Annotated in this window: 13 protein-coding genes, 1 tRNA gene and 1 pseudogene; 4 read left to right on the top strand and 11 right to left on the bottom strand. The window is 40.9% G+C overall.

The features are described from left to right. Position 1: 1 nt before the first annotated feature. From LCU_RS09855 to LCU_RS00850, 6 genes are all read right to left on the bottom strand, one after another. A complete protein-coding gene (locus LCU_RS09855; protein ID WP_155519257.1) occupies positions 2-139 on the bottom strand; it encodes a hypothetical protein in 138 nt (45 codons plus the stop codon). A 362-nt stretch (positions 140-501) separates the two neighbouring features. Next, positions 502-1797, bottom strand: coding sequence for a phosphopyruvate hydratase (eno, locus tag LCU_RS00870; RefSeq protein WP_039098165.1), 1296 nt, complete (start codon positions 1795-1797; stop codon positions 502-504). A 116-nt stretch (positions 1798-1913) separates the two neighbouring features. Continuing rightward, positions 1914-2669 (bottom strand): triose-phosphate isomerase, encoded by a 756-nt coding sequence (gene tpiA, locus LCU_RS00865; RefSeq protein ID WP_004270956.1) that lies wholly within the window; start codon positions 2667-2669, stop codon positions 1914-1916. Positions 2670-2694: 25 nt separating this feature from the next. Further along, the gene (locus tag LCU_RS00860) at positions 2695-3909 is read right to left on the bottom strand and encodes a phosphoglycerate kinase (RefSeq protein WP_004270948.1); all 1215 of its coding nucleotides are present in this window, start codon (positions 3907-3909) and stop codon (positions 2695-2697) included. A 100-nt stretch (positions 3910-4009) separates the two neighbouring features. Further along, entirely contained in the window at positions 4010-5026 is a 1017-nt protein-coding gene (gene gap / locus LCU_RS00855; RefSeq protein ID WP_004270957.1) for a type I glyceraldehyde-3-phosphate dehydrogenase, read from the bottom strand. Positions 5027-5066: 40 nt separating this feature from the next. Beyond that, positions 5067-6104, bottom strand: coding sequence for a sugar-binding transcriptional regulator (locus LCU_RS00850; protein ID WP_054644500.1), 1038 nt, complete (start codon positions 6102-6104; stop codon positions 5067-5069). Positions 6105-6391: 287 nt separating this feature from the next. Between LCU_RS00850 and LCU_RS00845 the strand changes: the two genes are divergently transcribed. Beyond that, positions 6392-6463: transfer RNA gene (locus tag LCU_RS00845), tRNA-Arg, on the top strand. A 555-nt stretch (positions 6464-7018) separates the two neighbouring features. After that, complete coding sequence (locus LCU_RS00840; RefSeq protein WP_011373852.1) at positions 7019-7939, top strand: IS30-like element ISLsa1 family transposase; 921 nt, start codon at positions 7019-7021, stop codon at positions 7937-7939. On the opposite strand, the gene LCU_RS00835 is transcribed toward LCU_RS00840, so the two are convergent. The 3 genes and pseudogenes from LCU_RS00835 to LCU_RS00825 all read right to left on the bottom strand — a co-directional run bounded on the left by LCU_RS00835 (position 7869) and on the right by LCU_RS00825 (position 9382). Continuing rightward, positions 7869-8096, bottom strand: a complete 228-nt coding sequence (locus LCU_RS00835) for an ArsR family transcriptional regulator (RefSeq protein ID WP_128486073.1) — start codon at positions 8094-8096, stop codon at positions 7869-7871. The two genes, LCU_RS00840 and LCU_RS00835, sit on opposite strands and share 71 nt — an antisense overlap. Then, a pseudogene (locus LCU_RS00830) lies at positions 8089-8790 on the bottom strand (RepB protein); the annotation flags it as partial. The pseudogene LCU_RS00830 and the gene LCU_RS00835, both read right to left, overlap by 8 nt. Next, complete coding sequence (locus tag LCU_RS00825; protein ID WP_128486072.1) at positions 8768-9382, bottom strand: hypothetical protein; 615 nt, start codon at positions 9380-9382, stop codon at positions 8768-8770. The pseudogene LCU_RS00830 and the gene LCU_RS00825, both read right to left, overlap by 23 nt. A gap of 156 nt (positions 9383-9538) precedes the next feature. Here LCU_RS00825 and LCU_RS00820 point away from each other — a divergent pair, with 156 nt between their 5' ends. Beyond that, entirely contained in the window at positions 9539-11320 is a 1782-nt protein-coding gene (locus LCU_RS00820) for a glycerophosphodiester phosphodiesterase (protein ID WP_128486071.1), read from the top strand. Between the two features lie 55 nt (positions 11321-11375). Here LCU_RS00820 and LCU_RS00815 read toward each other — a convergent pair whose 3' ends face one another. Both LCU_RS00815 and LCU_RS00810 read right to left on the bottom strand, forming a co-directional pair. After that, on the bottom strand, positions 11376-11708 hold the full coding sequence (locus tag LCU_RS00815) for a hypothetical protein (protein WP_035186900.1): 333 nt from the start codon (positions 11706-11708) through the stop codon (positions 11376-11378). A gap of 18 nt (positions 11709-11726) precedes the next feature. Continuing rightward, entirely contained in the window at positions 11727-13082 is a 1356-nt protein-coding gene (locus LCU_RS00810; RefSeq protein ID WP_056966736.1) for an FAD-dependent oxidoreductase, read from the bottom strand. A 159-nt stretch (positions 13083-13241) separates the two neighbouring features. Between LCU_RS00810 and LCU_RS10030 the strand changes: the two genes are divergently transcribed. After that, entirely contained in the window at positions 13242-13466 is a 225-nt protein-coding gene (locus LCU_RS10030; protein WP_244924707.1) for a hypothetical protein, read from the top strand. Positions 13467-13556 lie beyond the last annotated feature (90 nt).

Below are 13556 nucleotides of genomic sequence, written 5' to 3'. Positions count from 1 at the left end.
ATTAAAGGACTCTTTCGATATCATTCAAGGTGGTTGCAATGGTGCGCTCTGAAAGCTGTAACTGTGCGGCAATGTCGACATAGTACGTTTTATGCTGGGCCAAAATATATTGAATAATAGCGTGTTCTCGTTTGTTCATGCTTATCGCAACTCCTCGTTTCAATCCCTCTACGCTATCTATAGTCTAATGTTTATGTATCCGCTTGCAAACGTAATTATTTGCAAGATTATTCTGGTAATTATTGCGCAATGCTCCATAAGCTTTTCTTAATCAACCGGTTATGCTGGGGATTGTTTATTTAGTTGCTAGCCTAATCCAATCCATTACCTTATCCGGTCAATTTATCGCACAAAAAAAGAGCATCTTAATTAAAAGATGCTCTTACTAGATATGTTTTGCTCGCCATATTCAATGGTAACCCCCTAAATCAAAAGACTACAAACATAATCCTTTAACGCGGGCTGTTAAACCTCAAAATGTGCCGACACGAACATATTCAATTATTTTTTGATATTGTAGAATGAGTTGATACCTTTGTATGAAGCTGTATCGCCTAATTGTTCTTCAATACGCATTAATTGGTTGTACTTAGCTAAACGATCAGTACGGCTCATTGAACCTGTCTTGATTTGGCCAGCGTTTGTAGCAACAACTAAGTCAGCGATTGTTGTATCTTCAGTTTCACCTGAACGATGTGAAACAACAGCTGTGTAGCCAGCTTCTTTAGCCATTTCGATTGCTTCTAATGATTCTGTTAATGTACCGATTTGGTTAACTTTAACAAGAATTGAGTTAGCAGCGCCCATCTTGATACCCTTACGTAGGTAATCAGTGTTTGTTACGAAGAAGTCATCACCAACAAGTTGAACTTTTTCGCCAAGTTCTTTAGTGATTGATGCCCAGTCTTCCCAGTTGTTTTCATCGATAGGATCTTCGATTGAAATGATTGGGTATTTAGCAACTAAGCCTTCAAGGTATTTAACGAATTCAGGTGTTGTGAATTCTTCCCCAGTTGACCAACGTAATTTGTATGTCTTGTCTTCGTTGTTCCATAATTCTGATGAAGCAACGTCGATAGCGATTGAAATATCTTCGCCTGGTTTGTAACCAGCTTTTTCAATAGCTTTGATCAAGTATTGTAAAGGTTCTTCGTTGTTTGCGAAGTCAGGTGCGAAACCACCTTCATCACCAACAGAAGTAACTTTACCGTCAGCTGATAAAAGACTCTTCAATGCTTGGAAAGTTTCTGAACCCATACGGATAGCTTCGCGTACAGATTTAGCACCAACAGGCATAATCATGAATTCTTGGAAATCAACTTTGTTATCTGAGTGAGCACCACCGTTGATAACGTTCATCATTGGTGTTGGTAATACGTGAGCGTTAGGGCCGCCAAGATATTCGTACAATGGTAAGCCTAATTCGTCAGCAGCAGCACGTGCAGCAGCTAATGAAATACCTAAGATTGCGTTAGCGCCTAATTTACCTTTGTTTTCTGTACCATCTAATTGAATCATAGCAGCATCGATACCGCGTTGATCTGTAGCGTCGAAACCAATGATTTCTTTTGCAAGAGGACCATTAACGTTTTCAACAGCTTTTAAAACACCTTTGCCACCAAAACGTGATTTGTCGCCGTCACGTAATTCAACAGCTTCATGTTCACCAGTTGAAGCACCTGAAGGAACGATTGCGCGACCAAAGCCGCCATCTTCTGTGTAAACTTCAACTTCGACAGTAGGATTGCCACGTGAGTCTAAAACTTCGCGACCTAAAATATCAGTAATAATTGACATGTAATTTTCTCCTTTTTTGGCTAATGCTAAGCATTAGCGCTTTTTTGGATGTCAGGCAAAGCCTACATCTATTTTAGCTAATTTTACGCCATTCGTAAACAGGAATGCGTTAAAAATTAGTCGTTAAAGTGAACTAAGTCTAAGAATGAAGCAGGTTCCATACTTGCGCCACCAACTAAACCACCATCGATGTCTTCTTTGCCCATGATTTCTTTAACATTTGCAGGTTTAACTGAACCACCGTATTGGATACGAACTTTGTCAGCAACTGTTTGGTCGTATAACTTAGCAACTGTTTGACGAACAACAGCACAGATTTCTTGTGCTTGGTCAGCAGAAGCAGTTTTACCAGTACCGATTGCCCAGATTGGTTCGTAAGCAATGACCATTGAGCTAACTTGGTCAGCTGAAAGGCCTTTAAGACCTTCTGTTACTTGGTTTGAAACCCATTCTTCAGCTTTGCCAGCTTCACGTGTTTCAAGTGATTCGCCACAACAGAAGATAGGTGTCATGTTGTTTTTGAAGATTGCGTGTGCTTTTTTATTGATATCTTCATCAGTTTCGTGGAAGTAATCACGACGTTCTGAATGACCGATGATGACATAATCAACACCCATTTCATTCAATGTTTTTGGTGAAGTTTCGCCAGTGAATGCACCAGCATCTTCGAAGTAACAGTTTTCAGCAGCAACTTTTAAGTCTGTGCCTTTAGCTGCTTCTAATAAAGCAGGTAAGTCAACAGCAGGTGCACCGATAACTGATTCTGTTTGATCAAACTTAGGTAAGTTGGCTTTGATAGCATTCACGAACTCAGTTGTTTGAGTTGGGTTCATGTTCATTTTCCAGTTACCAGCAATGATTGGTTTACGCATGAGAAAATCTCCTCTTAATTTTAAATTATTTGTCTGAAATAGCAGCGATACCAGGTAATGTCTTACCTTCTAGGTATTCAAGTGATGCGCCACCACCAGTAGAAATATGGGTTAACTTGTCGCCAACGCCTAATTTCTTAACTGCGGCTGTTGAATCGCCACCACCGACGATTGTTGTAGCGCCTGATAAGTTACCTAAGAATTCGCCGATTGCCAATGTCCCTTTAGCAAAGTTGTCCATTTCAAACACACCCATAGGGCCGTTCCAAACAACAGTCTTAGCATCTTTAAGGACGTTTTCGAAGTCAGCAATTGCTTTAGGTCCGATATCTAATGCCATGTAGCCATCAGGAATGTTACCTTCAACAATTTCTGTCTTAGCATCGTTTGAGAATGCGTCTGCAACAACGTTATCTACAGGCAATACTAATTTGTCGCCAGCTTTTTCGATTAATTCTTTAGCCAATTCGATCTTATCTTCTTCAACTAATGAGTTACCAATTGATAAACCTTTAGCAGCGTAGAAAGTATAAGTCATACCACCACCGACAATGACTTTGTCAGCTTTAGCTAATAAATGTTCGATAACACCGATTTTGTCAGAAACCTTTGCGCCACCTAAGATAGCAACAAATGGACGTTCTGGAGCGTCAACTGCTTCGCCCAAGAATTTGATTTCTTTTTCTAATAAGTAACCAGCAACTGCAGGTTTGTTATTAGCTTTCATAGCTGTTGCAATCCCAACGTTTGATGCGTGAGCACGGTGAGCTGTACCGAAAGCGTCGTTTACGAACATGTCGCCTAATGATGCCCAATATTCGCCCAACTTAGGATCGTTTTTACTTTCGCGTTTGCCAAAGTCGTTGTCGATGTCTTGGAAACGAGTGTTTTCCATAACCAATACTTGACCATCAGTCATCGCATTGATTGCATCTTCTAATGCTTTGCCTTCGTTTGAAGCAACGAAAGCAACGTCTTTGTTTAATAATTCGCCAAGACGTGCAGCAACTGGTTTCAATGTCAATTCTTTCTTATCTTCGTCACTCTTGATACGGCCCAAGTGAGAAAGTAAGATTGCCTTGCCACCATTGTCGATGATGTATTGGATTGTTGGTAAAGCAGCTACGATCCGGTTATCGTCACCGATAACGCCGCCTTTGATTGGTACATTAAAGTCAACACGTACTAAGACTTTTTTGCCTTTAATATCTTTTAAATCTGCAACTGTTTGTTTTGCCATGTGGACAAACCTCCTAGATTTTCATAAAAAAAGGCGGAAGGAGTTTACCTCCTCCCGCCTTATAAAATGCTATCGCATTCCTAAGTTCACAAAAGTGAAATTAGATTAAGCTAGCAAATTTTTCTAATGTACGGATCATTTGAGCAGTAAAGCCTGATTCGTTGTCATACCAAGCAACAACTTTGACAACTTGGCCTGCGCCACCGCCAACGATTTGTGTTTGAGTAGGATCGAATACTGAACCGAATTCTGTACCAATGATATCTGATGAAACGATTTGATCATCGTTGTAACCAAATGATTGGTTGCCTTCTGTAACTTTCTTAACAGCAGCGTTGATTTCGTCAGCTGTAACTTCTTTGTCAAGAGTTGCAACTAATTCTGTCAATGAACCAGTGATAACTGGGACACGTTGTGCGTGGCCGTCAAGTTTACCCTTCAAGTCAGGAACAACTAAGCCAAGAGCTTTAGCAGCACCAGTTGAATGAGGGATGATGTTAGCAGCAGCAGCACGTGCAGCACGTACGTTACCACCACGATCAGGACCATCTTGTAATTTTTGTGTAGCTGTGTAAGCATGGATTGTTGTCATTGTACCAGCTTTGATACCGAAAGCATCGTTAACTGCTTTAGCTAAAGGTGCTAAACAGTTTGTAGTACATGAAGCTGCTGAGATGATGTTATCGTCAGCTGTGATTGTGTCATCATTAACACCGTAAACAACTGTCTTAACAGCACCAGCAGGAGCTGAGATAAGAACTTTTTTAGCACCAGCATCGATATGAGCTTGTGATTTTTCTTCTGATGTGTAGAAACCAGTACTTTCAAGAACTAAGTCAACACCATCATTCTTAACCCAAGGAATATTACGTGCATCTGATTCAGCATAAACTGGAATGTTCTTGCCATCGATAACGATGCTGTTTTCTGTAGCTGATACTTCGTGGTTGAATTGACCATGAGCTGTATCATACTTTAATAAGTGTGCCAACATGTCTGGTGATGTTAAATCATTGATAGCAACAACTTCCAATACATCACTGTTTGTTGCGTAAATACGACGTAAAGCTAAACGACCAATACGTCCGAAACCATTAATCCCTACTTTTGTAGTCATAATAGAATTTCCTCCTTTAGGAAATGAAAAATTTTTTATTTTAAAGGGTTGCCCCTTGTAAAATCGAGTTTGCGGCACCTTCATCCGTGATTAACCACGTCTGTTTAGGTGCAAGGTGCATGTACGCTTGGATTGCTTGGGCTTTAGAAGTACCACTTGCAACCGCCAGTACACACGGAATATTCAATAAGTCACGAATCTGTAATCCGATTCGCGGAATCTTGTACACGACTTCGCCTTGTGCATTGAAGAAGTAACCAAAGGCTTCACCCACCGCATGCTTTTCTTTAAGCATCTTGATGGTTTCAATCGGCATCTCACGACGTTCAGCCATCGCAATGGCTTCACCAATACTGTGTAAAACACCCCGGCTTCGTTCAATCAGTTTTAACACTTCTTGAACACTTGGTTCTTCTAACAAAGGCGCGTACGTCTTCTCACTCACCTGTTCAGGCACATACAATGCCCGATGCTTACCACCTGTCTGCTTAGCCATTTCGGCACAGACTGCATTGGCCTGAATATCAACACTTTCACCAATTCCCCCTCGAGCTGGCACAAAGATTAGATTGCGCTGTTTCGATAGATCAGTTGAAAGTTCATGAGCTGCTTCAGCCATCGTCGTTCCGCCCATCACTGCCACAATACTTTGCCCTTGTGGTAATAATAATTGTAACGTACTATTGACTAATTTGCCCATTTCGGTGAGGACTTTTGGTTGTTCATCACTATTGCCAGAAACAATCAAGCAATGTTCAATGCCTAAGACTTGACTCAACTGACGTTCAGTCTGATGTAACCCTAAGAATTGATCCATTACTTGTCTTAACTGATCGAGGATTTCATTCCCCTTCACGGTTAAAACCATACCTGATTTAGACGAATTAAGCAAACCTTGTGCTTTCAGAAAATCCGTCTCAGTTCTAATTACTCGCTCGCTCATCTTCAGTTGTTCCGCAAGCGTTCGTCGGCCAACTGGCGCGAGCCAATCGATATGTTGTAACACCTGGTAACGTTTCTTAATGATACCGACGAAATCTGGCGCAACCGCTTCTATTGCAGATAATTCATCGCGCAATTGCTATCGCCTACTTTCCGTGGGACATAAAATGTCCATCTGTGTCATTAGTCGACCCATGGTTGGCAAAAAATAAAAGGCAACTTACTAAAACTAGTAACTTATCCTTTTGAACAAGACCATTATAACAAGTGCAGAAAACAGATGCAATGCTTTGGGGTTGATGAATACGTTTTCTTTCCGAATATTTTTTAAACGTTGATTTATCGCGATTTATCAAAATTTACACTTGAAATTTCCGCTTAACTCCGCTAATATAATATATTGTACTGTTGAGTACGCGGAATGCGTCGCTAGTGTAATGGATAGCACCCAAGATTCCGGTTCTTGAGATCCGGGTTCGACTCCCGGGTGACGCATAATTATTAAAAGATAGGTTGGTATAAACGTGCTTAGGCACTGATATATCAACCTTTTTCTTTTCTCTAAATAGATTGTTATTCACAGTGAATACGACAAACCGTATTCAAAACCGTATTCACGTATTCAACAAAAATCACGCACGGGGCATATACATAACTTACTGCAGGCGGTCATATTAATGGCCGTCTTTTAATTTGGGCTAACTTCATTAAACAACGGCCTATATTAAACATAGACCGTCAAGGATCATACTAGCAACTACTAGCATTAGTTTCCGTCGTAAATCGCGACTGTATTCATTAGATAAGGGGATGTCCCCAAATTTGGGGCGATGTTTTAGGGGTAACGGTTCGTTACGCCATCACATTTCTATCTAAAAACATCTGGCTCCTATGATGGAATTACGGACAAACTGTTCGATATAATACATCATAAAGGAGCTTTTTATTATGGGGCAAATTCTATAATTAATCCGAACAGAAATTAAAAAGCCCAAAGCAATCACTTACAATGGTAGTAGCTAATTCCAACCAATATAGGGAGTGATTACTTTGGGTACATCTACTTTATCACGTTTTCAACGTGGCGCACTAGCACAACTGGTCAATGAGGGGAATAAATCTTACCAAGTAATGGCTGACGCCTTAGGCGTCGCCAAAGCTACGATTAGCTATGAGTTGGACCGAGTTAAACCTTATGATCCAGAATTAGCTCAGCAAGATGCAGATCGCAAAAGGCGGAATTGCGGTCGTCGTTCGATGCTGACGGCAGCATTAGCGACTTTAATTACCAATCACTTACGATTAACCTGGTCACCAGAAACCATTGCGGCCGCTTATAACTTGAGCACTGCGTCAATTTATAATTGGCTTAATCGTGGCTGGCTCCCCTTCAAATTGACTGATCTACCCAATCGGAATGTCCGCCAGCACCGAGTGAGCGAAAATCGTGGGAAATTTACAAGTGGGACTTCCATCGAACAACGGCCAACAACTGTTAATCAACGGTTAGCTTTTGGTCATTGGGAAGTAGATACGGTGCTTTCTAGTCGAAGTGAGTCACGATCATGTCTGGTTACATTCGTAGAACGTAAGACCCGACTTCTATGGGCCATCAAAGCCCCTAATAGAACGGCTAAGGCTCTAAACACCGCCTTTGGCAAGTTTATGGGGGCCTTCGGTCCCCAAGTAAAATCCATTACTGTTGATCATGGTAAAGAGTTTGCCAATTATCAGGCCTTAGAACAGGATTATCAGATCAAAGTTTATTTTTGCCATCCATATTCACCATGGGAGCGAGGTTCCAATGAATATTTTAATAGACGGTTACGCTGGTTCTTCCCGAAAAAGACCAATTTTAGCCAAGTAACGACTGATGAGATCCTAGCAGCACTTGAACTAATTAATCAACGACCATTAAAAATACATCATCAACAGACTGCCATTGAAAGATTCCGGGCTTGTTCGGATTAAACTTGTAATTTGCCTCTAACAAAAGACTATTAACGCTTAATTCTTCATTTTTTTGTCGATTTTCGGTCGGCAAAAACTTTAAATGGTATTGAACGGTCTGTTTAGCTAGTCCTAGCTCGTCCGCCAACTCTTTTATCGTTTTTAAGTCTTCACTCATGGTTTAAGTCCTGTCTTTTAACCGTTGGTAGATATTGTTCAATGGCTTTTTTAAGGTACTTACAGATATTTTTCTTTGAGTAGTCCTCTTGTTTAGCTCTCACATAAGAGAGGTGGTCTTTGACACCATTTAGCCCTCTTAATTCTTTCAGTTCGTCATAAAGCGGATAAACGTTTTTCTGTAAGCCTACCAATATCTTTTTGTCAACAAGGTCAAGATAAGACAATAAGAAATGTTCTATAAGTAACTTAGTATAAGGGCTATCCATTGCCTGCAAGACTAATTGGTCTTCTGTTTCAGCTTTACGTGCTTTATCTTCTTGATAAGCCCTATCGTCCAACTTGTAACTGTTATCGTCTGCCATGCGTTTCTTCTCGATATGAAATACTATACTATCAATCGAACGTCCTTTTTTGACTTTCTCATAAGTCACGTTAAAAGAGGTATGTTTTGTGATTTCTTCTAGAGGTTCTTTCAATACTCTCGTTTCAAAGTGAGTGAATCGTTTGTATTCTATTATCGTATCAGTCATTATTCTTAGTTCTTTAACCGATATTGAGGGATTGCGATAGCTTTCTACTTGGTCGGCTCTCCGTCCACCCTTCACGCTGTAATACTCGTACTGGTTGTAATTCATGGATAACCAACGGTAGAAAATAATGGAATACTTGCTATTTAATTCTGCAATATCTGACGGTAGATTGCAAATTTAATCCGAATTTTTGGACAAATTTGTTCGTACTTTTATGTCCGGATTCTTGACATAGGAGCCAATTTTGTGGCGCTCGATTTGCTTCCATCGCTTCTGTGGCATCTTCACCATTGTACTTTACAGGCGCCATTAGAAATCCGTCTGCTATATAATCAACGTCATCATCTGCCATTGTTGTAGATGACGTTGTATCATGATTGTCGTTTGATGACTCTGTTGATGCCATACTATTACTAGATTCACTAATCGATACTTGTTCTTCATCGCTACTATTATGTCTAATTGCAATCGCCGGATCTGCAGATGGTTCCTTTGTTGATTCAGTTCTAGCTGTTGTGCTTGAACTAGTGGCTGATTGTTCAACCACACGTTTCATTGGCATTGCTTTAGAAAAATAAACTGCACCTCCTGCAATTATGATTAGGATAACAATCGTTTGAATAAATAATGCTTTTCTTCTTTGCGATCTAACCTGAATAAAATCGTCGCGCCATTGCGGATTGTTCCGTCGCTCTTTATAAAAAGCATATGTATGTTTGGTCCGAGTTCGCGCGCTTAAATATTTTTTGGTCATTATTTCCACAAGATAGCTTTAGCGATTTCATTCATACTATTAACTTAATAACTATAACAAACTCTTCATTAAATACAAAGATTAATCGGTATTACACGCTTCTATATTTGTTGTACAATTATCTCATTACGAGTCCAATTGAGGAGCACCCATTCAATGCAGTATTTTAAAACCCTATTTACAAGTACATTCACTTTTTTAAAGCAGTCCCAGGCCTATTTTCGTAGTGTGTTATTGATGCATGGCTTTTTGCTTTTAATTTGTCTACCGCTTTTGAGTAAAGCCAGCTACTTCATTCTGGTACATAATCAGATCCAGTTTCTCGCGTTGAGCAACTTACCAGCGCTTATTCATCAGCATCCGATTGCGCTGTTAGCACTCGTAGGAATTGCGCTACTAATTTTATTGCTGGCTTTCTTCGAATTCACGTTTCTTCTATTAAGTGTGTACTTTATTCAGATTAAACGGCCGCTAGCTTTGCAGGCATTGCTGAAGATGACTTTTGCGCAACTCAGGCACCTTCGAATTGGCACGTTCTTTTTCTTTCTATATTATTGTCTTTTAATTTTACCGCTGGGCGGGCTTGGCTATCATTCTGATTTATTGACTAAGTTTAAAATACCGGCATTCATTCTGGATTATATTCTCATGAATCGGCGAATTGTCGCGGGACTTTTCATTCTTGTCTATTTGGGCTTATTATATCTCGGCTTACGGCTGATCTTCACCCTACCAAACATCATTCTTCAGCAGATGACTTTCAAAAAAGCGTTGACCAGTAGTTGGCAGTTTACACATCAAAAAATTGGCTCATTACTGGGGCGTCTACTCTTAATCGGTGCCGCACTGATTGGCTTTACGGGACTCACTTTTTTCCTACTCATCCAACTACAAGCGTTGATTGAAACCCACACATCAGTGGGACTGCCAAGTGCCGTGGTCATCATGACCTTGTTGCAAGCTGCTATGCTCATCAACTTGGTGCTTTCGACAGTCGCCGTCTTTTTCATCGTCATTGATTATTTGTTGGCCGACCCACAATTTGTGCAACCGACGTTCAACTATGCAACCTTAAAATTAAGCGTGCCGCTCAGTGGTCGTTGGTTATTATTCGTAGCAAATTGCGTTTTAATCGGCGTTGGGACTTATAATTGGGACTATCTCCGTTCAGTAACCATTCAGCAGCCGCTAAGCATTTCCCACCGTGGCGTTTCGCAAAAAGACGGCGTCCAAAATTCGATTAGTGCGCTGCGAAAAACTACCCGATTAAAGCCCGATTATGTTGAAATGGATGTGCAATTGACTAAAGATCACCAATTCGTCGTCTTTCACGACTTCCAACTTGCCCCACTCACTGGGCACTCAGGGACCCCGCAGTCTAAAACACTGGCGCAACTGACTAAAATGACCGTCCATGAACATCGGCAATCCGCACCAATTGCTTCATTTGATGACTATCTTGCACGCGCCAATCAGCTTCATCAAAAACTACTGATTGAAATTAAGACACCCACCACCGATAATCCCGGCTTGGTGCAACATTTCCTGAATAAGTATCAGGCCAATATCGAAGCTCACGGTCACATGGTGCAATCCTTAAACTGGCACATCGTCGAGGCCGTTAAAAAGGCAGCACCGAAGATTCAAACGGGCTACATTCTCCCCTTTAATTTTATCGGCCCACCAATTTCGAACGCTGATTTTTATGCTGTTGAAATGACAACTATCAACAGTCACTTCATTCAAGCTGCACATCAGGAAAATAAGGCCGTCTTTGTCTGGACACCCAATGATCAACAAGCCGTCCACCGCATGATGTATTTCGGTGCAGACGGCGTGGTCACCGACAATCTCACCGCGGTTAAGCAAGCTAAACAACAAAATAACCAACGACACTACGCCGATAAACTCGCATATTATGTGATCGGTATTGGGTAATATAGTAAAAAAGGATTGGGAATCGATATTTTTATCGATCCACAATCCTTTTTTATTAGCGATTCTTTCTAAGCCAACGTCTTACACTTGAATAGCCAAGCGTAAGCCCCGTTAAGAGCAATACACCAGCTGAATACACGAATCCAATGACAATCACCGTCTTCATCAAGCCTATTTGGCGAACCATGTCAGCACAAAAAGCTTGTGTTGCTGCCCATTTTTTTCCTAACTTATAAACGAGCAGGATATTAACCACAAAAAAGTGGCAATCAGATCCTGCTTGAATTTTTCTGACATCTTTAACGCCCCAATGTGTCTTATTGCTGTTCATTATAACAATGGCTTTTGCAAAAGAAAAGGTCACAAAAAAGCAGCCATCAATCTTCAATTGACAGCTGCTTGCACTTTATTTGTCTAAAAGTCGTTGTGCTTTTTGGGCGGCGACGTTCATGATGTTCCAAGGACGGTCAAAACCTGGTTGGAAGAAGAAGTCAGCGTATGCTAAATCATCGATTGTCATCTTACCTTGAATGGCAAGTGAAATGGCGTTGATGTTTGCCGTCACGTCAGCTTTAGACATGATTTGCGCACCGAGTACACGCCGTGTTTCTGGATCAAAGGTTAATTTGAAATCGACCACTGGATTTTCTGCTTCAGGGACGAAGTGTGGGCGATATGTTTCAGAAACCAAAACAGATTGGGTCTTCACACCCATTTTATCAGCTGTTCCTTCTTTAATCCCAGTTGAAGCAAAGTGATAATCGAAGACGCTCAATGCTGATGAACCTGAAACAGCGGGTACCGGTTGGTTGGCGGTGACTAAGTTCTTAGCAGCATAGCGACCTTGGCGACGCGCATTCGTTGCTAAAGCAATTGGCATTTCTTTGCCAGTTGGTGCGTATTTTACAACCGTTGCATCCCCGACTGCAAAAATATCGGGTTGGCTTGTTTGTAAGAATTCATTGATTTCAATCCGGCCGCTGCGGTCGAGTTGTAATGTATCTTTTAACCAGCCTGTGTTAGGCCGAATCCCCGCAGCTTCGATGACTAAGTCAGCATCGTATTCAGCTTGATCGGTCACAACTTTAGTTAGCTTACCGTCAACGCCGACATATTCTTTGACGCCTTGACCAACTGCAGGATAGATATTGTGCGCTTGCATTTCAGCCGTTAATTGATCTGTAAATTCTTGATCGAGATAGAGACTTAATAGACGTGGCAAGACATCAACAACTGTAACATGTTTGCCAGCTTTAGCAAATGCTTCAGCCGCTTCAATGCCAATATAACCAGAACCGATCACCACAACATTTTTAACGGTTGGATCAACTGTCCTCGCCTTTAATTTAATCGCCCAATCACGGCCACGCATTGCGTAGACATTCTCTAAATCACGGCCTGGCACTGGTAATTCAAATGGCACAGCGCCGACACTCAAGACTAACTTATCGTAACTTTCTTCACGCGTTGTATTATTCTTTAAATCCTTCACTTGGACCGTATGTTGATCGGCGTTAATCGCGGTGATTGCTTGTTGTAGGTTGACTTCAACCCCTTTTGCCCGCATGCCTTCTGGTGTCGCATAACTGACATCATCAACGTTTTTGACGGTCCCTTCTAAATAGAGTTGCATCCCGCAGGATAAGAACGATAGGAAATCGCCTTGTTCGTACCATTGGATGGTTGCATCCGGATAATCGAGTAAACTTTCTTGAACAGTTTCAAATCCACCATGAGATGAACCGACAACGATAATTTTCACATTGATCACTCCTTATTCTATTTTACACAACTCAAGTATAACGCAGATGATATTAATTACAAATAAAAACGCATTCTCGGCTGACTTTCAACTGACCATTCTTAAATTCCATGCTAGAATAGTGACAAGCTTTACAATAAAAAAACAATGGAGATTGCTATGGCCTTTATCAAACGAAACTTCCCCACTTTTATCTATCTAGCAACACTTTATCTCACCTATCAGATTCTAAATACTTTGATTCGCATCTTTACCAGTACCGATATTCTCGTCTACGCCAAAGAATCATTAACTATTTTCATCGTTTTCTTCGGTATTTTCTATTTCTCATATATATTGTTCGGCGTTGGCTTATTATACGCTGGCCACGTCATTTCGAAATAATCGGGCAACTACGAAATTTCACTCATGATTTTAAACATCCTCACCACTTTTAGTACCCTTACCACGATTATTTTAAAATTTTCTGGGGCG

The sequence above is a fragment of the Latilactobacillus curvatus JCM 1096 = DSM 20019 genome, assembly GCF_004101845.1.
Taxonomy (GTDB): domain Bacteria; phylum Bacillota; class Bacilli; order Lactobacillales; family Lactobacillaceae; genus Latilactobacillus; species Latilactobacillus curvatus.
The sequence above is the reverse complement of the archived record's forward strand: the minus strand, read 5'-3'. Positions and strand labels throughout refer to the sequence as shown.